This window comes from Dyella sp. SG609, from assembly GCF_012275375.1.
GTDB lineage: Bacteria > Pseudomonadota > Gammaproteobacteria > Xanthomonadales > Rhodanobacteraceae > Dyella_D > Dyella_D marensis.
The window spans coordinates 50,405-68,357 of the sequence record NZ_JAAZQJ010000015.1; the positions used below are offsets into that span (position 1 = coordinate 50,405).

At 68.8% G+C, this 17,953-nt stretch carries 17 protein-coding genes and 1 pseudogene; 5 read left to right on the plus strand and 13 right to left on the minus strand.

The genetic code is table 11. The features are described from left to right. Positions 1 to 391: 391 nt before the first annotated feature. Together FHW85_RS20505 and FHW85_RS20510 are read right to left on the minus strand one after the other, a co-directional pair. The gene (locus FHW85_RS20505; RefSeq protein ID WP_243868216.1) at positions 392 to 1,282 is read right to left on the minus strand and encodes an arginase family protein; all 891 of its coding nucleotides are present in this window, start codon (positions 1,280 to 1,282) and stop codon (positions 392 to 394) included. After that, positions 1,269 to 2,336 carry a GNAT family N-acetyltransferase gene (locus FHW85_RS20510; RefSeq protein WP_343203719.1) on the minus strand — a complete coding sequence of 356 codons (1,068 nt, stop codon included), beginning with the start codon at positions 2,334 to 2,336 and terminating at the stop codon, positions 1,269 to 1,271. The genes FHW85_RS20505 and FHW85_RS20510 overlap by 14 nt, the downstream gene beginning before the upstream one ends. A 277-nt stretch (positions 2,337 to 2,613) precedes the next feature. On the opposite strand from FHW85_RS20510, the gene FHW85_RS20515 reads away from it, so the two are divergent. Together FHW85_RS20515 and FHW85_RS20520 are read left to right on the plus strand one after the other, a co-directional pair. Continuing rightward, positions 2,614 to 2,865: a phosphopantetheine-binding protein gene (locus FHW85_RS20515; RefSeq protein ID WP_167257806.1), complete on the plus strand. Its 252-nt coding sequence runs from the start codon at positions 2,614 to 2,616 to the stop codon at positions 2,863 to 2,865. Positions 2,866 to 2,873: 8 nt separating this feature from the next. Then, complete coding sequence (locus FHW85_RS20520; protein ID WP_168649501.1) at positions 2,874 to 4,088, plus strand: beta-ketoacyl-[acyl-carrier-protein] synthase family protein; 1,215 nt, start codon at positions 2,874 to 2,876, stop codon at positions 4,086 to 4,088. Positions 4,089 to 4,305: 217 nt separating this feature from the next. Here the strand turns inward: FHW85_RS20520 and FHW85_RS20525 are convergent, their stop codons facing one another. Both FHW85_RS20525 and FHW85_RS20530 read right to left on the minus strand, forming a co-directional pair. Beyond that, positions 4,306 to 4,674: an NUDIX domain-containing protein gene (locus FHW85_RS20525; protein WP_168649502.1), complete on the minus strand. Its 369-nt coding sequence runs from the start codon at positions 4,672 to 4,674 to the stop codon at positions 4,306 to 4,308. A gap of 26 nt (positions 4,675 to 4,700) precedes the next feature. After that, on the minus strand, positions 4,701 to 5,189 hold the full coding sequence (locus tag FHW85_RS20530; RefSeq protein WP_167257809.1) for an 8-oxo-dGTP diphosphatase: 489 nt from the start codon (positions 5,187 to 5,189) through the stop codon (positions 4,701 to 4,703). Between the two features lie 181 nt (positions 5,190 to 5,370). Between FHW85_RS20530 and FHW85_RS20535 the strand changes: the two genes are divergently transcribed. From FHW85_RS20535 to FHW85_RS20545, 3 genes are all read left to right on the plus strand, one after another. Then, entirely contained in the window at positions 5,371 to 6,120 is a 750-nt protein-coding gene (locus FHW85_RS20535; RefSeq protein ID WP_246866838.1) for a phosphodiester glycosidase family protein, read from the plus strand. Positions 6,121 to 6,168: 48 nt separating this feature from the next. Then, on the plus strand, positions 6,169 to 8,589 hold the full coding sequence (locus FHW85_RS20540) for a penicillin acylase family protein (RefSeq protein WP_168649503.1): 2,421 nt from the start codon (positions 6,169 to 6,171) through the stop codon (positions 8,587 to 8,589). A 201-nt stretch (positions 8,590 to 8,790) separates the two neighbouring features. Further along, the gene (locus FHW85_RS20545; protein ID WP_167257811.1) at positions 8,791 to 9,285 is read left to right on the plus strand and encodes a DUF4019 domain-containing protein; all 495 of its coding nucleotides are present in this window, start codon (positions 8,791 to 8,793) and stop codon (positions 9,283 to 9,285) included. Positions 9,286 to 9,287: 2 nt separating this feature from the next. Here FHW85_RS20545 and FHW85_RS20550 read toward each other — a convergent pair whose 3' ends face one another. From FHW85_RS20550 to dapD, 9 genes and pseudogenes are all read right to left on the minus strand, one after another. After that, positions 9,288 to 10,601 carry a HipA domain-containing protein gene (locus tag FHW85_RS20550; protein ID WP_168649504.1) on the minus strand — a complete coding sequence of 438 codons (1,314 nt, stop codon included), beginning with the start codon at positions 10,599 to 10,601 and terminating at the stop codon, positions 9,288 to 9,290. Position 10,602: 1 nt separating this feature from the next. Then, entirely contained in the window at positions 10,603 to 10,971 is a 369-nt protein-coding gene (locus FHW85_RS20555) for an XRE family transcriptional regulator (RefSeq protein ID WP_167257813.1), read from the minus strand. A 141-nt stretch (positions 10,972 to 11,112) separates the two neighbouring features. Next, positions 11,113 to 13,142 (minus strand): annotated as a pseudogene (locus FHW85_RS20560) (S9 family peptidase); the annotation flags it as partial. A gap of 68 nt (positions 13,143 to 13,210) precedes the next feature. Next, positions 13,211 to 14,344, minus strand: a complete 1,134-nt coding sequence (gene dapE, locus FHW85_RS20565) for a succinyl-diaminopimelate desuccinylase (protein WP_168649506.1) — start codon at positions 14,342 to 14,344, stop codon at positions 13,211 to 13,213. A 49-nt stretch (positions 14,345 to 14,393) separates the two neighbouring features. Beyond that, the gene (locus FHW85_RS20570) at positions 14,394 to 15,458 is read right to left on the minus strand and encodes a VIT1/CCC1 transporter family protein (protein ID WP_168649507.1); all 1,065 of its coding nucleotides are present in this window, start codon (positions 15,456 to 15,458) and stop codon (positions 14,394 to 14,396) included. After that, the gene (locus FHW85_RS20575; protein WP_167257820.1) at positions 15,455 to 15,949 is read right to left on the minus strand and encodes a DUF2165 domain-containing protein; all 495 of its coding nucleotides are present in this window, start codon (positions 15,947 to 15,949) and stop codon (positions 15,455 to 15,457) included. The genes FHW85_RS20570 and FHW85_RS20575 overlap by 4 nt, the downstream gene beginning before the upstream one ends. Position 15,950: 1 nt before the next feature. After that, the gene (locus tag FHW85_RS20580; RefSeq protein WP_168649508.1) at positions 15,951 to 16,310 is read right to left on the minus strand and encodes a Spx/MgsR family RNA polymerase-binding regulatory protein; all 360 of its coding nucleotides are present in this window, start codon (positions 16,308 to 16,310) and stop codon (positions 15,951 to 15,953) included. Between the two features lie 6 nt (positions 16,311 to 16,316). Beyond that, positions 16,317 to 17,093, minus strand: coding sequence for a ceramidase (locus FHW85_RS20585; protein ID WP_168649509.1), 777 nt, complete (start codon positions 17,091 to 17,093; stop codon positions 16,317 to 16,319). Then, positions 17,093 to 17,920, minus strand: a complete 828-nt coding sequence (dapD, locus tag FHW85_RS20590; RefSeq protein WP_167257826.1) for a 2,3,4,5-tetrahydropyridine-2,6-dicarboxylate N-succinyltransferase — start codon at positions 17,918 to 17,920, stop codon at positions 17,093 to 17,095. Before dapD ends, FHW85_RS20585 begins: the two co-directional genes overlap by 1 nt. Between the last annotated feature and the right edge of the window lie 33 nt (positions 17,921 to 17,953).

Consider the following 17,953-nt stretch of genomic DNA (forward strand, 5'->3'; position numbering starts at 1 on the left):
ACCCTGCCCTCTCCCCGGAGGGGAGAGGGGTGATGTCGTGAGGCAGGCAGGAACGAAGACCCAAAACTGGCCTCGTTCCTTGAACGTCCTCTCGGCAACGGCACGTTGAAGCACGCGTTACGTAAACGCACTGCCGTTTCGTGTAGACCCAGGTTAATCAGGTTACCGCAGCCGTCCACTGCTCCTTCTAGTCGCGTCGCGAGCCTTGGCTCTTAGGCCATTCTCTCTTTGGTTACTTTCTCTTTGGGCCAGCAAAGAGAAAGTGACTCGGGCGCCGGCAGGCGTCCGAAATGCCCGCTGCATAAGCGGCCAAATCGCGATAACGCGAAAACCAGACGATACAGAAACTGGATCCCGGCCTACGCCGGGATGACGAGCCAGAAGCGCAGCCTCACGCCACGCTATCGGCGATAGCCGCCAACAACCTAAAATTCAGCGCGCGCTGCTGCAGCTGCCAAGCATCCAACTCACTCTGCGGAACGGGCTCCTGCCCATCCATCCCGCTGAGCAAGCGCTTCCACCAAGTGCGATAGCGATAAGCCGACACCTCGCCATTGATGTCGCTGGCCACAATGCGCCCGCGCAGCGCCTCAATAATCGCCATCGCATGGTGCTCCTCCAGCCGGCCCTGGTCCCAATTCGTCCGCGCAGTATCCACGCTGAAAGCATCCTTATCGATCGACAGATAAGTCGCCTGCGGCGCCCGCCGCAACTGCTCCACGAACGCGCAAGTCAGCGCATCCGGATCCTCGAAACGGTGGAACGCGTGCTGCAGCCCCAGGCGCGCCGCCCAGGCCACATCCACATCCATGCACCAGTAGCTGAGCTTGCCCGCACGCAGCGGACGCAGGTAGTTCTCCCAGGCATGCGCCGCGCCGATGTCGCCGGAGGTGATGCCCACCACGTGCACGTGGTTGACGTAAGGCAGCATCGCCACCTTGCGCACCCACGAACCGCAATGGATGCCCCAGGGAAAGCGCATATTGTCCGGATGGTTGTCGAACACCACCAGCTGGAACGGGCCGCGCGCGCGCTGGCGCTCGACCAGTGGCCAGGTCAGGTGGTGGTAGTCGCCCGAACCCATCAGCACCGTGCCGTGCTCGGCCGGAGCGGTTTCAGCGAGATGGCGGCGCAGGCGGTTGAAGGTGCGCAGGGTGCAGCCGAAGCGGATCGCTTCCTGCCAGTCGCCCAGCGGCAGCGTGGTGGCGCCCTCGATCGGGCCGACGGCGCCGTCGAAGTCCAGGATCAGCGGGCCGGGCCGCATGGAATCAGGTCTGCGCATCGGTCGGGGTCGGCGCCCATTGGCTGTCGCTTTCGAACAGGTGGCCCAGCTTGCGCGCCGCGGCGCGCAGCAGCGGATTGCGCAGCCAGATGGCGTGGCGGGTCAGGGTGAAGCTGGCGCCAAGATAGGACTTCACCTGCGGATCGGTCCAGCCCGCCACGTAGTGGCTCAGGCCGCGCTCGCGCGCCCAGGCCAGGTTGTGGAACCAGCTGGTGAAGTACAGGTTCCGCTCGCGCGCCTGCGGGTAGGCGAAGCCCACGTATTTGTCGATCAGCTTGCCGTCGGCGACGAAACACAGGTTCCAGCCGATCAGCTCGCCCTGGTGGCGGTAGACGAAGGCGAAGCCGCCGTTGCCGGCATCGCGCAGCACGGTGGCGAAGAACACGCGGCTGAGCTTGTCGAAATGGATTTCGCTTTGCGCGTAGACGTTCTCGTACAAGGCATAGAACGCATCGACGGTGGCGTCGTCGGCAAAGCGCGCATCGCCGCAGGCCACCGTCTCCACCGCCACTTCGTCGCGCTTGCGCAGCTTGCGGCGGATGTCCTTGCGGCGCGAAGACGACAGGCGCGCGAGATACGCCTCCTCGTCGGCGAAATCGATCGCCACGTAAGCCAGCGCCTGGCCCTCGAGCAGCAGATAGCCCTCGGCGCGGCAGGCTTCGGCGAAGCGCGCGCACCAGTCGCGGCTGGCCGCGTCGCACAGCGGCGAATCCTGCGGGATGTCCTTCACCACCAGCAGGCGCTGTCCGCCGCCGAGCTCGCGGCGCAGCGCGCCGGGCAGCACCGTGGGGTCCGCTTCGCGCGGAAACAGCGCGTACTCCGACACCGTGGTGCCGACGAAGGCGGTGCGCCAGCGCAGCAGGCGCCCCCACCAGCGGTAGCCGGGCGCCTTCAGCACGCGGCGGCGCAGTGCGTCATCGGTGGTGGTCAGCAGGTCGAACGGCGCCACGAAGGCGGGCGTGCCTTGCGCCTCCAGCACCCGGAAGCCGAGCGGCGGATGCGCCGCGAACGACGCGACCAGGCCATCCGGTTCGAGTTGGTTGAGATAACGCACGCAAGGTTTCCGCAAGTGGGGCGCCGCCGTCCCGGACGCCGCGCGCATGATGCCGCAAGCCGGGCCGTGCAGCATGGACGACGGGGCTTTCACGCCGCTTACCCTGCCGCCGCCGGCTGGCCCGGCCACCCCAAAGATTGGCGAAAGGCGAACCCGCGCAGAATCGACCGACTACAGGACCGTCGCGTCTGGACAAGCACCCCGTGCTTGGTCAGGCTTGCCGGGTCGGCCGCGCGGTGCGGCCAGCGGCGAACGCCACGGACCAGGGATACGACCCATGAGCAACGTACAGCAGGAAACCACCGAGATCATCGCCAAGCAGGCGAAGATCGACATCGACACCATCAAGCCCGAGTCCACCCTGAAGGACCTGGGCGTCGCCTCGCTCGACGCCATCGAAGTGATCTTCGACATCGAAGAGCATTTCGGCATCAACCTCCCCAACGAGGACACGGACTTCGACAACGGCACCGTGGGCCAGCTGGTGGAAGCCATCGAGCGCCAGCTCGCCGCCAAGAAGAACGACTGAACTCCTCCATGCAACGTCTCGTCATCACCGGCATGGGCGCGATCTGCGCGCTCGGCAACGACGCACCCTCGGTCTGGCAGGCCATGGCCGAGGGCCGCAGTGGCATCGCTCCTGTTTCCCGCGTGGATCCCGAACGCGTGCGCGCCGCCGGCGTGGTGGCCGAGGTCAAGGGTTTCGATCCGGGCCAGCACTTCGACGAAGCCAAGCTCAGCCAGCTCGACCTGGCCACGCAGTACGCCCTGGTCGCCGCGAAAGAGGCGATCGTGCAGTCCGGGCTGTCGTTCGAAGGCGAACGCGCCGCGCGCACGGCGGTGGTGGTGGGCAGCGGCGCGGCCGGCGAAGTGACGCGCGACACCCAGTACCACCGGATCTACGCCGACAAGCTGCCGCGCGTGCACCCGCTGGGCATCATCCGCATGATGATGAACGCGCCGGCCAGCCAGATCAGCATGGCGCACGGCATCACCGGCCCGGCCTTCGTGGTGGCCAGCGCCTGCGCTTCGTCCAACCACGCGTTCGCGCAGGCGGCGATGATGATCCGCTCCGGCCTGGTCGACGCCGCCGTGGTCGGCGGCACCGAGGCCTGCCTCAACCTGGGCACCCTGCTCGCATGGGAAGCCATGCGCGTGCTGGCGCCGGACACCTGCCGCCCCTTCAGCAAGGGCCGCCGCGGCATCGTGCTGGGCGAAGGCTCGGCCATGTTCGTGCTGGAGACGCTGGAACAGGCGCAGGCGCGCGGCGCCACCATCCTGGCGGAACTGGTCGGCACCGGCATGAGTTCGGACGCGGGCGACATCGCCGCGCCGTCCGAGCTGGGCGCGGCTGCCGCCATCGAGAACGCGCTGCGCGACGGCAATCTCTCGCCGTCCGAAGTGGATTACGTCAGCGCCCACGGCACCGGCACGATGGCCAACGACGCCACCGAGACGGCGGCGCTGCACCGCGTGTTCGGCGAACATGCGCGCGCGCTGGCCATCTCCTCCACCAAGCCGATGCACGGCCATGCGCTGGGCGCGTCCGGCTCGCTGGAGCTGATCGCCGTGATCGGCGCGCTGCGCCACGGCATCGTCCCGCCGACGCTGGCCTATCTGGAACCCGATCCGGCCTGCGACCTCGACTACGTGCCGCACCAGGCGCGCAAGATGCCGGTGCATGCGGCGATCAGCAATTCGTTCGCCTTCGGCGGACTCAATGCGGTGGTGGCGCTGCGGCGCATGCCTTGAACCACCGGCGCTGGTGCGCCGGTTAGGCCTGATCGCGGCGCACCCGCCCACTCTCGTCATCCCGGCGCAGGCCGGGATCCAGCAGCGGCAAGCTGCGTACGAGCGAGGCGTCGAAAGACGCGGCTTTTGAGCGTTACGGTGAAAACCCGATGGCATCGCCACTGGATCCCGGCCTGCGCCGGGATGACGAGGGTGGGAGGTTGCGAAACGACGGGTCCTAGCTGGCGAGCAACGGCAACAACTGCTCACGGCTCAGCTGCGCGATCGGCAGATCGCCCGGCTGCGCCGGATCCACCCAGCGCAGCGCCTCGATCTCCGCCCTCGCCTCGAACGGCCCGTCCGCGGCCACTTCGTAGACCACTGCCTCCACCACGCACCCCGGCTCGTTCGCCGCCGGTGCGCTGAAGCGTCCCAGCAGCCGGGCGCCTTCGCGCCGCATGCGGCAGCCGAGTTCTTCTTCCAGTTCGCGCGCCAGCGTGTGCAGGTCGTCCGCATCGCCCGGATCGCGCTTGCCGCCCGGCTGCTGAAACACTTCCGCCCCGCGCTTGCGCACCAGCAGGACGCGGCCCGCGCTGTCGCGGATCATCGCCGCGACGATCCCGATGCGCCGCGTCACAGCCGCGAGTACGACCAGGACTGCATGCGCCCGTCCTGGTACGGCATCACGCCATGGAACGGCCGCGGGTCGCCGTCGAACACCAGCGGCAGGAAGTGGCGGTCGCCTTCCCACATCGGCAGCTCCATCAGGCGCTCCAGCTCCACCCATTCGAGTGTGCCTTCGGGATTGGCTGCGAACGGTTCGCCCGCATAGCGGTCGATCACGAAGATGAAGCCCAGCCAGTCCTCGCCCTGCTTGCCGAAGCCAGGCCAGTTGAGCGTGCCGCGCAGCTGCATCGACGCGCACTCGATGCCGGCTTCCTCGAGGATCTCGCGGCGCATGCAGGCGGCAATGTCCTCGCCCGGCTCCATCTTGCCGCCCAGGCCGTTGTATTTGCCCAGGTGCATGTCGTCCTGGCGCGCATTGCGGTGGATCATCAGCACCCGGCGCCGATCCGGCGAGAGCACATAACCGAGCGTGGCGACGATGGGCGTATAAGGCATGAGGCGGCGCGCAGCGGAAAAACGGCAGTCTATAACGGCCATGGCTTCGGATAGATGCGAAATGTCACGCCGGGCTTGCACCCGCACCACTGCCCCGGCCACCATCGTGCGCATGCAGGCCTCCGCCCTCCCCGCATCCACTGCCCGCCGCCCATGGCTGTACTGGCTGGCCACGCTGGCCATGCTCGCCGGCGCCAGCGGCTGTTCGCGCCAGGCGCAGGCGGTGGACAGCGACGAAGTCACCTTCGAAAGCCAGAGCTTCCGCGTGGTCCGCGTGGACCTGGAACGCGAGCCGCTGAGCCTGCACTGGAAAGACCCGGAAAGCGGCCAGCCCTACGCCACCATCGAAAGCCTGCGCCAATGGGGCATGGCGCACGACCGCCGCCTGCTGTTCGCCGCCAATGCCGGCATCTACGACCGCCAGTTCGCGCCGCTGGGCCTGTACGTGGAAGAAGGCCGCACCGTGGTGCCGCTGAATCTGTTCAAGGGCAATCCGGCCGCGGGCAATTTCTCGATCCAGCCCAATGGCGTGTTCGCCGTGTATGCCGACGGCCACGCCGCCGTGCGCACCAGCACCGCCTTCAAGGCCGACGCCAAGCCCGCGCGCTGGGCCACGCAGTCGGGGCCGATGCTCTTGGTCGATGGACAGATCAACGACCGCTTCGTGGACGATTCGGCCAGCCTGAAGTGGCGCAGCGGCGTATGCGCGAAGACGCCGCATCGGGTGGTGTTCGCGGTGAGCGAATCGCCGGTGAACTTTCACACGTTCGCGCGGCTTTTCCGCGATGAACTCGGCTGCCGCGACGCGCTGTACCTGGACGGCACCATCTCGCAGTTCTATGTGGACGGCGAAGGCTATGCCGGCGCGCCCACCTTCATGGTCAAGCCCTATGCGGGCATCTTCGCGGTGTTCACCACGGCCAAGCCCTGAGCGTTGGGACTACACTCGGGAGCATCGCCACCCAAGGTCCGCCTCCCGATGCCCCGAGTCCGACGCTTCCGCTGGCTGCGCTCCCTGCTGCTCTCCCTGTCGATCCTGATCGTTGGCGTGCTGGCGGCTGGCTGGTTCCTGCTCGCCGGCGGCCGCGCGAAGCTCGACGGCGAAGTGGCCGTGCAAGGCCTGGGCGACACCACCAGCATCGCGCGCGACGCGCTCGGCAGCGCCACCATCGACGGCAAGAGCCGCGACGATGTGACCTTCGCGCTCGGCTACGTGCACGCGCAGGAACGCTTCTTTCCGATGGACCTGATGCGCCGCGTCGCCGCGGGCGAGCTGGCCGAACTGGTCGGCGCCGCGGCGGTGGATACCGACATCGAACATCGCCGCCATCGCCTGCGCGCCACGGCGCAGGCCGCGCTGGCGCAGCTGTCGCCGGAGGACCGGCATACGCTGGAGCTCTATGCCGCCGGCGTGAACCGCGGCCTCGCCGATCTGCGGGTGAAGCCCTGGGAATATTTCCTGCTGGGCGCGCAGCCGCAGCCGTGGAAACCGGAAGACAGCTTCCTGGTGATCGGTGCGATGTACCTGGACCTCAACGGCGACGGCCGCAACCAGCGCGAGCTGAGCTTCGCGCAGATGCGTTCCGCGCTGCCCTCGCCGCTGGTGGATTTCCTGCTGGCGCCGGATCCCGAATGGGAAGCGCCGCTGAGCGGCGATCTCTCGCATCCGCCGGTGATTCCGGGTGCGGACGTATTCAACCTGCGCGACAAGCCGGTGGCTTCCAGCTCCGACGCCGCCGCGCTGGCCGCACTGGCGCCCGCGCTGGACAAGCCGCGCCCCGGCAGCAACAACTTCGCCGTGGCCGGCCGCCTGACCGAGAGCGGCGCGGCCATCCTCGCCAACGACATGCACCTGGGGCTGCGCGTGCCGGACATCTGGTTCCGCGCGCGCCTGCGCTACGCGGACCCCGCCGCGCCGAACGGCCGCCGCGACGCCAGCGGCGTGACCCTGCCCGGCACGCCGGCCCTGGTCGCCGGCTCCAATGGGCAGGTGGCCTGGGGCTTCACCAACAGCTATGGCGACTGGCTGGACTGGGTGCGCGTGCTGCGCGACCCGAAGGACGCCGCGCGCTATCAGGTGCCGGACGGCGTCGACTCCATCGAGACGCACGAGGAAACCATCCGCATCAAAGGCGCCGCGCCGCGCACCATCAAGGTGGAAAGCACGCGCTGGGGTCCGATCCTGGCGCAGGACACCGACGGCACGCCGCTGGCGCTGGCCTGGATCGGCGACCTGCCGCGCGCCTACAACCTGGGCGTGATGAAGCTGGAGCATGCCGCCAGCGTCAACGCCGCGCTCGACCTCGCCCCCGCCATGGGCATGCCGCCGCAGAACCTGCTGGCGGCGGACAGCGCCGGCAACATCGGCTGGACCGTCACCGGCAACAGCATTCCGCTGCGCAGCGGCGTCGATCCGCTGCTGCCGGCGGACTGGTCCAAGCCCGGCACCGGCTGGCAGGGCTGGGCCACGCCGGCGCAATACCCGCGCATCGAGAACCCCGCCGACGGCCGCCTGTGGACCGCCAACAACCGCACCGTCGACGGCGCCGCGCTGGCCTTGCTCGGCGAAGGCGGCCACGACCTGGGCGCGCGTGCGCAGCAGATCCGCGACGGCCTGCGCACGCGCAGCAGCTTCGCCCCGGGCAACCTGCTGGATATCCAGCTCGACCACCGCGCCCTGCTGCTGGTGCGCTGGCAGCGCCTGCTGCAGGACACCCTGGCCGGCACCACCGATCCCACCCTGGCCCAGCTGCGCCAGCTCACCGCCAGCTGGCGCGGCCGCGCCGCCGCCGACAGCGTGGACTACCGCCTGGTGCGCGCCTTCCGCGACAAGGTGCACGAGGCAGTGCTGGCGCCGTTCGCCGAGGAAGTGACCGGGCGCTACAAGGACTTCACCTGGCCGCGCCCCAGCCACACCGAGGCGGCGGTCTGGGCGCTGGTGCGCGACCGTCCCATCCATCTGCTGGATGCGCGCTACGCCGACTGGAACGCGCTGCTGCAGGACGCCGCGCGCCAGGTCGCCGACGAGCTGGGCAAGCCGCCCGGCGGCCTCGCCGCGCGCACCTGGGGCGAGTACAACCGCACGGCCATCCGCCATCCGCTGTCGCGCGCCTTGCCGTCCTTCGCCGGCCGCTGGCTGGACATGCCGGACGAGCCGCTGCCCGGCGACGACAACATGCCGCGCGTGGCGCGCCCCGGCTTCGGCGCCTCCGAACGGCTGGACGTGATGCCGGGCCACGAGGCCGACAGCATCCTGGAGCTGCCCGGCGGCCAGAGCGACAATCCGCTGTCGCCCTACTACGGCGCCGGCCACGAGGACTGGGTCAACGGCCGTCCGACGCCGCTGCTGCCAGGGCCGGACCAGCACGTGCTGACGCTGCGCCCCGCCAGGAAGGCTTAAGGCACGCCGGGATCACAGCAGGTCTGGAAACGTCCAGAATCCAGCATGCGCCACAACCGTTAGATTTCCTGATTGCGCATGATCCAGGACCCGTTTCCCCCGGCGACCCGAACATCGTCCCCGTGGAAGACGGGCTTGCGTCCGGACTCCCGCGAGCACAACCGCGGTCACGCTGATCGGAACCCACCCAAGGAGAGACCTATGGCAAACCAGTACCGTCGTTTTGCAGCCATGCCCCTCGTCGCCGCGCTGCTTGCCAGCGGCCATGCCCAGGCCCAGCAGCTGCCCTCGCTGGACAGCGCCATCGCCACCGCCACGCGCTGGGCGGCCCAGGCCGATGCCGGCCAGGCCGACGCGATGTGGAAGAGCAGCGGCCCGATGATGCAGAAGAGCGTGAGTTCGGCCGACTGGGCCAAGTACCTCGACGGCGTGAAGAAACAGCTCGGCGCCACCCAGAGCCGCGACTGGGTGCAGCTCGGCCGCGTCGACAACCCGCAGGGCCTGCCTCCCGGCCAGTACCTCAACGTGGTGTTCGTGGCCCGCCACGCCACCGCCCCGGCGGTGGAAACCGTGTCGCTGAGCCAGGCCGGTACGAACTGGGTGCCGGTGGGCTACATCGTGCGCCCGGTGCAGCAGCAGCCGGCCGCGCCCGCTCCGGCCGCGGCGCCGGCCGCGCCGGCGAAGCCGGGCAAGTAACGTCAGCTGCGCTGGAACGGACTGGTCCGCTTGCTCTTGCCGGGAGCGGACCGGTAGCCGGAGGGATCGAATCCGCTGCGCTGGCTGCGCAGCGCTTCGCCATCGATGCGCCGGGCCAGGTCGTCGATATCGCGCTCGCTTACGCCGGCTTGCGCGAAGTGCTCCCGCCACTGCTCGACGACATCGATCACCGCAGCCGTTTCGGCGGCAGCTTCCGCCGGCGACAGGCCGAACGCCTCGCATTGCGACATCGCATTGGCCAGCGTCGAATCCCGGCCATCCGCGCCGCAGATGAATTCCTGATAGCCCTGCCCCGAGTTCGTCGGCAGCACGTCGTAGGCCGGCGCCAGCTTCAGGCGGCCATTATCGAACGGATTCACCACCAGCAGCGAGTGGTTCTTCTCGTGGTCGTCGGTGTTGTCGATCAGGATGTTGAACACCATGCGGCGGAACAGTTCGCGCGCGTCATTGCGGTTGGTGTCCCGCTCGACGATGCCGACGCGCCGCAGTATCCGCGCCAGCTCCGGATAACCCATCTCCGGCTCGCTGCCTGATGCGGTGGCCGCGCGGATGGCCGTACCGGCCGAGATGCTGTGGATACGGCCGCCCGCCGTGCGGTCGAAGCGGCGCACGGCGATCGCGTGCTGGCCGTCCAGCGCAATGACCCGCGTGGCGGCCACGGCGATGCCCGCGCGCGCGGCGAGCGTCATGGCCGCGTGCTCGATCAGCGGCGTGTCGACGGGCTCGCCGTTGAAGAACTTGATCACCCACGGCTCGCCGTCGATCTCGATCAGCGCCTTGGGCTTGGCGCCGCCGAGGCTGCCGCCGGCGCGCACGATGCGCGCTTCCTGGGCGCTGATCGGTTCGGAGGCTTCGATCTTCGCCACCACCTCGCCGAGCTGCTGCGCCTGTCCCAGCCGGGGCAGCGGGCTTCCCTCGCGCGGACTGTAGGTATGCGGCGAGGTCGATACGCCCAGCGCGCCGAAGCGTTCGTCGCCGGCGTAATACAGATATTCCATCAGCGACAGGCGCGTGGGTTTGTCGACAAAGCGGATCACCTTCTCGCCCCAGCGGTCCGGCCGCGCATCGTCGACCGCGCCGACCGCGCGCTGCGCACCGGCGGCCAGCCGGCCGGGCGGCAGTTGCTCCACGTCGACCAGGGGCAGGTCCTCGCTCAAGGCGAAGCCGGTGGACAGCCATGCCTCGCCGTAGCGCAGCGAAACACCCTTGCCGGCGGAGACCAGCTTCAAGGCGCCGACCGGGCGCGGATGCGCCGGATCGGCCAGGTACCAGAGGTAGAGATTGTCCAGGCGCATCTCAGCTCTTTGCCTGGCGCTTGTAGGCGCGCGCCTCGGCCGATGCCAGGGCGCGCGTGCGCCCCAGCGCCTCGGCCTTGCGGACATCCATCTCGATCGCGCCCTGGTCGTGCTCGGGTGCGGCGAGTTTCCCGAGTTCGCCGTCGCGCTGGATCAGCCACAGCGCGGTGGCGACGATGCCGATGCCGACCGAGGGGTCGCCCGCTTCAAGCCGCTGCAGGGTGGGCACGGAAACGCCCATGCGGTTGGCCCAGGTCTTCAGGGATTCCTTGCGGCGCAGGCGCGCCACGGCGAGGTCGGCGCCGAGTTTTTCAATGGCGGCCGAGGTTGCCGGAGGGAGCTGCTGGAGGGCGCGGGCAAGCTTTGGCATACATATAGATTATAACGAAACCGCGCCAATTGTAAATATCTATATATACGAAATGAAAAAGGCCGGCTGGATCGAGCCCACTGCACCCAGAAAAAAAGCCGCCCGAGGGCGGCTCTTTTCATCCCTCGCAGGACGGCCCCCTCAGTCGCCTGCCCCCACCGCCTCCGGCAAGCCCGGCACGAATTCCTTCCCGCTCGGCACCTTGGCGCTGGAGGCCTTCAGGGCTCCGCCGATCGGCTCGACCCGCCCGCTCAGGCATTTGCCCAGGAACTGCTCGGCCACCGCGTTGAAGGCGATGCTGTTCTCCGGACGGGCGAAGCCGTGGCCTTCATCGGGGAACAGCACATAGGTCACCGGGATGTTCTTGGCCTGCATGGCCTTGACGATCTGGTCCGACTCCGCCTGGTTCACGCGCGGGTCGTTGGCGCCCTGCCCGATCAGCAGCGGGCGCTTGATCGCCCCGGCCTTGAACAGCGGCGAGCGCTCCTGCAGCAGCTGGCGGCCGGCCTCGGTGGTGGGGTCGCCCATGCGCTTGTAGAACTGCGCCTTGCCGGCTTCCCAGTACGGCGGGATGGTCTTCAGCAGCGTGGCGAGATTGGACGGGCCGACGATGTCCACGCCGCAGGCGAAGGTATCCGGCGTGAAGGCCAGGCCGGCCAGGGTGGCGTAGCCGCCGTAGGAGCCGCCCATGATGGCGACCTTGTCGGCGGTGGTGATGCGGTTCTTCACCGCCCACTGCACGGCGTCGATCAGGTCGTCGTGCATCTTGCGGCCCCACTGCAGGTCGCCGGCGGAGAGGTACTTCTTGCCGAAGCCGGTCGAGCCGCGGTAGTTCACCGACAGCACCGCATAGCCGCGGTTGGCCAGCCACTGGTGGTAGCTGCTGTAGCCGTAGGTGTCGCGCGCCCATGGCCCGCCGTGCACGAACAGCACCATCGGCAGCGGTTTGTCGGGGCGGCCCGGATGCGCCTTGTCGCTGCCGGCGGGCAAGGTCAGATACGACACTTCGGTCAGCCCGTCGCGCGTGCGGATCTCCTGCGGATACATCGGCGCCAGCGTCGCATCCGCCAGCTCCGGCCGGCTGACGAACAGCGCGGTGAGCTTCTTCGCCTTGCGCTCGTACAGATACGTGGTGCCGGGCTTGACCACCGGGTCCACCACCACCGTCCAGACATCGTCGGCGTCGGTGCGCGAGGTGATCTCGAACTTGCCCTTGAGCTGGTCTTTCAGGAAATCCAGGTCGCCCTTCACCGCCGGATCCAGCGCCGTCCATTCCGGCTTGAGGTATTGCGAGGAATACGCCTGCACCTTGCCGGTGGCCGGGTCGCTGAGCGTGTCGTCGATATCGGCCTTGGCGTTCTGCGCCAGCACGCGGGTAGTGCCCGTGGCGACGTCTTCGGCGAGCAAGGCCGCGGTGTCGCGGCCGCGCGAATCGAGCCAGTACAGCGTCTTGCCGTCCACGGTGAAACCGGCCGGCTGCGTGGTGAGCGAATCGTCCAGGCCGACACTGCTGAACGGCTTGGCGTCGACCTTGCCGTCGGCCATGCGGTAGTAGTCGGTGCCGCCGTCCGGGCGGGATTTCTCGGCGATGCGCAAGACGAGCTGATCGTCGGCGACGAAGCCCGCGTATTCGCCCTTGTTCTCGTACACCTCGCTGAGCTTGCCGGTCTTCAGGTCCAGGCTGTAGATGTCGTGCCAGCGCGGGTCGCGGTTGTTCACGCCGATCAGGATGCGGTCCTTGATATGCACGCTGGTGCCGACCACGCGCACGCGGGTCTTCTGGAACGGCGTCAGCGACTGCGGCTCGCCGCCCTGCACGTCCACCTTGTAGAGCAGGAAATTCTCGTCGCCGCCGCGGTCGTTGACGTACAGCACCGAGGACGAATCCGGCGCCCAGAAATACTGGCGGATCGGCCGCTGCTTTTCGGCGGTGAGCGGCTTGGCCTTGTCCGGCTCGCCCGCCGGAGCCACCCATACGTTGAGTACGCCGTCGCGCGGCGCGATCCAGGCCAGCCACTTGCCGTCCGGGCTGAGCTTGCCGGCGACGCGGCTGGGATTGCCGAACAGCTTGGCGCGCTCGATCAGCGGCGCGCTGGTGGCGGGGGCGGTATCCGCCCAGGCCATGGTGGCGGACAGGCCGGCGGCGGCGATGGCCGCGGCGAGCAACAGCTTGCGCATACCCTTCTCCTTGGTGCGTGCTTCGTGCGGGGAAAACGTAGCCACCATCGCCCGCGGGCACTCAGCCCAGCAGACGCTCGCAGATGGCCTGGTACAGCGAAGGCAGTTTTTCCAGGTCGGCCACGGCGACGCATTCGTCCACCTTGTGGATGGTCGCGTTGACCGGCCCCAGCTCCACCACTTCGGCGCCCAGCGGTGCGATAAAGCGCCCGTCCGAGGTGCCGCCGCCGGTGCTCTGCTCCGGCTCCGTGCCGCACAGCTCGCGGCATACCGACACCACCGCGTCGCGCAGCGCGCCGCCGGCGGGGCAGAGGAAAGGTTCGCCGGAGAGGCTCCACTCCAGCGCGTAGTCGAGATGATGGCGATCGAGAATCCGCTCGACGCGCGCGCGCAGCTCGTCCGCGCGGCTGGCGGTGCTGTAGCGGAAATTGATCAGCGCCACCAGCGCACCGGGAATGACATTGCTCGCGCCGGTGCCGGCGTTGAGGTTGGACACCTGGAACGAGGTCGGCGGGAAATCCGCATTGCCGGCATCCCAGCGTTCCACCGCCAGCTCGGTGAGCGCGGGCGCGAAAGCGTGGATCGGGTTCTTCGCCTTCTCCGGATACGCCACGTGGCCTTGAATGCCGCGCACCGTCAGCGTCGCCGACAGCGAACCGCGCCGGCCGACGCGGATCAGGTCGCCCAGGCGCTCCTTCGACGACGGCTCGCCCACCACGCACCAGTCGATGCGCTCGCCGCTGGCGCGAAAATGTTCGGCCACCTTGCGCACGCCGTCGAGATTGGCCGGGCCTTCCTCGTCGCTGGTCATCAGGAAACCGACGCGGCCGCGATGCTCCGGATGCGCCGCGGCGAAGGCCTCCAGCGCCACCGCCATCGCCGCCACCGAGCCTTTCATGTCCGCCGCGCCGCGGCCGTAGAGATAGCCGTCGCGCACCACCGGTTCGAACGGATCGCTCTGCCAGCTTTCCGCCGGCCCGCTCGGCACCACGTCGGTATGGCCGAGGAACACCAGCAGCGGGCCGCCTTCGCCATGCGTGGCCCAGAGGTTGTCCACCTCGCCGTAGCGCAGGTGCTCGACCTTGAAACCCACGCGCGCCAGGCGCTCGGCCAGCAAGGCCTGGCAGCCGGCGTCGTCGGGCGTCACCGAGCGGCGGCGGATCAGTTCGGCGGTGAGGTCGAAGACGGCGGACATGCGGATTCCCATGGATGCAGCGAGGGCCGGTCTCGCCGTGGAGAAGAAACTAGCCGATCAGCGCGCCGCCGATCACGTGTCCAACGGCATAGGTGATCGAAGCTGCCGCGGCAGTAATCCCGAGCTGCCGCGCGATCGAGAACACCACGCTGCGGCCGGTGAACAGCGAGGTGCCGATGCCGATCAGGGCCAGCGCGAACGCCGTGGCAGCGGCGCTGGCCAGCATCGCGGCACTGCCGCCGAGGAACAGATACGGCGCGACCGGAAACGCGGCGCCCAGTGCGAACATGCAGAACGAAGAGATGGCCGCGCTGTAGGCCGAACCGCCCAGGTCTTCCGGATCGATGCCCAGGTCTTCGCGCACCAGCGTATCCAGCGCGGCGCGCGGCGTTTCGGAAAGACGCTCGGCGACGGTCTCGGCGACTTGCGGCTCCAGCCCCTTGTCGCGATAGATGCCGGCGATGCTGCGCGCGCCGTCTTCCGGCGCCACCGCCAGGCGCTCCGCGCGCACCGCGATCTGCGCCTGGTAGAACTCGCGCGAGCTGTTCACCGACAGCCATTCGCCCAGCGCCATCGAACAGGCGCCGGCAACCAGCCCGGCGATGCCGGCGGTGAGCACGGCCTTGTCGTTGCCGGAGGCGCCGGCCATGCCCATCACCAGGCTGACGTTGGACACCAGCCCGTCATTCGCACCCAGCACGGCGGCGCGCAGCGTATTGCCGCTCTGGCCGCGGCTGTCGCGCCTGGCGCTGCGCAGCGGCGCGCTTTCGGCGAAATGGTTGCGCAGCTCCTTGCGGTCCACCGAGGGTTCGACATGGTCGGCATGTTCCAGCCGCACCACGGTGGGCATGACGAACTCGGTGCCGAAGCGGCGCGCGAACCACGACAGCACGCGCACGCGGATGCCGGCTTCGTGCCGCGGCACCTCGACGTGCATGGCATGCAGCTGCGCTTCCCAGAACGCGGCGTTGGCGGTTTCGGCCAGCGCGATGCGGCGATAGGCGCGCTGCTTGCGTTCGTCGCTGGCCAGGTCGGCCAGGCGCTCGTACAGCGCGGCGTTGTCGCGCTCGATGCGCAGGTTGGCGAGATAGCGGCGTGCGCTGCGATCGTTCATGCCGGTTCCGCCTCGCTCTGGCCCAGGTAGATGAGCGCGCCCAGCAGCAGCGCCACCAGCCGGAAGGACGTCTCGACGCCGTTCCACTGCGAGGACATCCACATGCCGAACCACTCGCCGCCGACCGCCATGAAGCCGGCCAGCCACAGCAGCACGCCAAGACTCAGCCCCGCCGTCGCCAGGCCCTTCGCGCGCACGAACAGCGCTGCCGGTGCGCGCCGGCGCAGCCACATGCGCCACGCACCAGCCCACAGCAGCGCGGCCGTGACGAGCTGGGTGGCGATGATCAGCGCATACGCCGCGTGCTGCAGCCACGGCGTGGTGATGGCGCGGTAGCGGATGGTGGCGCCGGGGAAGATTGTGTCCATCGCCAGCACGTGGTGCACGAAGGCGAAGTTGCTGCCGTAGTCGGTGAGGTTGCCGAACGCCACCAGGCTCACCAGCAGGGCGAGCCCGCAGACCAGCAGCAGCTTGGCGTAGCGCGCCGGCATCTCAGTGCGCGAACAGCTTCTTGAAGCCGTTGTCGGTGAAGCCGACGCTCACCGAACCGTCCGCCTGCACCACCACCGGGCGGCGCACCAGGGCCGGATATTCCTTCAGCAGCAAAGTCCACTCCGGATCGCTGCCGGGGTTCTTGCGCTGCGGCAGCAGGTTGCGCCAGGTGGTGCCGGCCTTGTTCACCAGCTTCTCCCAGCCGCCGAGCCGGTGCGCCCAGTCCTTCAGCGTGTCGGCCGGCACCGGGTTGGCGCGGTAGTCGACGAACGTGTGTTCGACGTCGAAGCGGTTGAGCCAGTTGCGCGCCTTCTTGCAGGTGTCGCAGTTGGGCAGGCCGTACAGCGTGGGGTTGCTCATGCGTTGCTATCCGTCGATGGGTTGTTGCCGCCGCAGCATGCGCAGCAGCACGTAGAAAGCCAGAGCGGCGACGAGGTGCTTGATGGTGTGCCCGCTGACCGTGCCGCCGGTTGCCTGGAACACCTGCTTGTCGCCCTGCTCGCAGGCAAAGGCCACCAGATAGGTACCCAGTACCGCGAACAGCTGCGCGCGCCCGCTCCACGGCGTCGGCAACAGGGCCACCGCCAGCAGGAGCAGCAGGATCGAGCCGCCCTCGGCCACGAAATACGGCAACAGATTGCCGGTGACGTTCCAGTAAACGACGCAGCCCACGCCGAGCAGGGACAGGCCCAGCAGCGGCAGGTCGGAGCGCCAGCGCAGGCGTTCGGCCAGCGTGGCGGCAAGCAGCGGCATGAACACCAGGGTCATCGGCAGGCGGTCCCATACCAGCCGCGCGTCCGAAGGCGCCCAGTGGTAGTAGGCGGAGCCGAAGGCGGTCAGCGCGAGGCCGGCGAACGTCAAGGCATAGGCATGCAGGGGGATCCTGCCCATCGCCTGCACGCGCGGCTCGCGCATGGCGGACAGGCCCAGCACGCCCACCAGCAGGAACGCGAGATTGGACATCACGTCGCCGAAGTTCGGCACGCCCAGCCAGCCGCGCGCGTCGGCGAAGCCGTGGTAAGCCTGCGGCTGCGCCACAGGCGGCAGCGCGAACGCCAGCACCGCCAGCACGACGCCGGCCAGGGCGAGCAGATAGCCGCGCTTGCGCGCCGCGGCCATACTCACCCCGGCCGTGGCCGCCATCAGTCGGCGCTGCGCAGCAGTTCGTTGATGCCGGTCTTGCTGCGCGTCTTCTCGTCCACCTGCTTGACGATGATGGCGGCGTACAGGCTGTGCGTGCCGTCCTTGGCCGGCAGGCTGCCGGCCACCACCACGCTGCCGGCCGGCACGCGGCCGTAGCTGATCTCGCCGGTGGCGCGGTTGTAGATGCGGGTGGACTGGCCCAGGAACACGCCCATGCCGATCACGCTGCCCTTCTCCACCACCACGCCTTCCACCACTTCGGAACGCGCGCCGATAAAGCAGTTGTCTTCGATGATGGTGGGGTTCGCCTGCAGCGGCTCGAGCACGCCGCCGATGCCGACGCCGCCGGACAGATGCACGTGCGCGCCGATCTGCGCGCAGGAGCCCACCGTGGCCCAGGTATCGACCATGCTGCCGGCGCCGACATAGGCGCCGATGTTGACGTAGCTGGGCATCAGCACGGCGTCCTTGGCCACGTGCGCGCCGCGGCGCACCAGCGCGCCGGGCACCACGCGCGCGCCCAGGCCCTGCAGTTCGGCGTCGTTGCCGTGGGCGAAGCGCAGCGGCACCTTGTCGAAGGCCAGCGCGGAGCCGCCGTCGACCACGCGGTTGCCGTTGATGCGGAAGTACAGCAGCACGGCTTTCTTGATCCACTGGTTGACCGTCCAGCCGCCGTTGCCGTCCGGCTCGGCGACGCGGCGTTCGCCGGATTCCAGCAGGTCGATCACCTGCTCCACGGCGGGGCGCAGATAGGTTTCGATGTCCGACTGGGTGAGGTCGTTGCGGCGCTCGAAGGCGTCGTTGATCAGGGATTCGATGCTTTGCATGGGGTGCTGAAGGGGGCTGGTGAGAACCCGGCC

Coding starts and splice junctions, on each gene's coding strand:
- FHW85_RS20505 (WP_243868216.1), bottom strand. CDS start 1,282: ATGCGCAGACCTGATTCCATGCGGCCCGGCCCGCTGATCCTGGACTTC.
- FHW85_RS20515 (WP_167257806.1), top strand. CDS start 2,614: ATGAGCAACGTACAGCAGGAAACCACCGAGATCATCGCCAAGCAGGCG.
- FHW85_RS20520 (WP_168649501.1), top strand. CDS start 2,874: ATGCAACGTCTCGTCATCACCGGCATGGGCGCGATCTGCGCGCTCGGC.
- FHW85_RS20525 (WP_168649502.1), bottom strand. CDS start 4,674: ATGATCCGCGACAGCGCGGGCCGCGTCCTGCTGGTGCGCAAGCGCGGG.
- FHW85_RS20530 (WP_167257809.1), bottom strand. CDS start 5,189: ATGCCTTATACGCCCATCGTCGCCACGCTCGGTTATGTGCTCTCGCCG.
- FHW85_RS20535 (WP_246866838.1), top strand. CDS start 5,371: ATGCTCGCCGGCGCCAGCGGCTGTTCGCGCCAGGCGCAGGCGGTGGAC.
- FHW85_RS20540 (WP_168649503.1), top strand. CDS start 6,169: ATGCCCCGAGTCCGACGCTTCCGCTGGCTGCGCTCCCTGCTGCTCTCC.
- FHW85_RS20545 (WP_167257811.1), top strand. CDS start 8,791: ATGGCAAACCAGTACCGTCGTTTTGCAGCCATGCCCCTCGTCGCCGCG.
- FHW85_RS20550 (WP_168649504.1), bottom strand. CDS start 10,601: ATGCGCCTGGACAATCTCTACCTCTGGTACCTGGCCGATCCGGCGCAT.
- FHW85_RS20555 (WP_167257813.1), bottom strand. CDS start 10,971: ATGCCAAAGCTTGCCCGCGCCCTCCAGCAGCTCCCTCCGGCAACCTCG.
- dapE (WP_168649506.1), bottom strand. CDS start 14,344: ATGTCCGCCGTCTTCGACCTCACCGCCGAACTGATCCGCCGCCGCTCG.
- FHW85_RS20570 (WP_168649507.1), bottom strand. CDS start 15,458: ATGAACGATCGCAGCGCACGCCGCTATCTCGCCAACCTGCGCATCGAG.
- FHW85_RS20575 (WP_167257820.1), bottom strand. CDS start 15,949: ATGCCGGCGCGCTACGCCAAGCTGCTGCTGGTCTGCGGGCTCGCCCTG.
- FHW85_RS20580 (WP_168649508.1), bottom strand. CDS start 16,310: ATGAGCAACCCCACGCTGTACGGCCTGCCCAACTGCGACACCTGCAAG.
- FHW85_RS20585 (WP_168649509.1), bottom strand. CDS start 17,093: ATGGCGGCCACGGCCGGGGTGAGTATGGCCGCGGCGCGCAAGCGCGGC.
- dapD (WP_167257826.1), bottom strand. CDS start 17,920: ATGCAAAGCATCGAATCCCTGATCAACGACGCCTTCGAGCGCCGCAAC.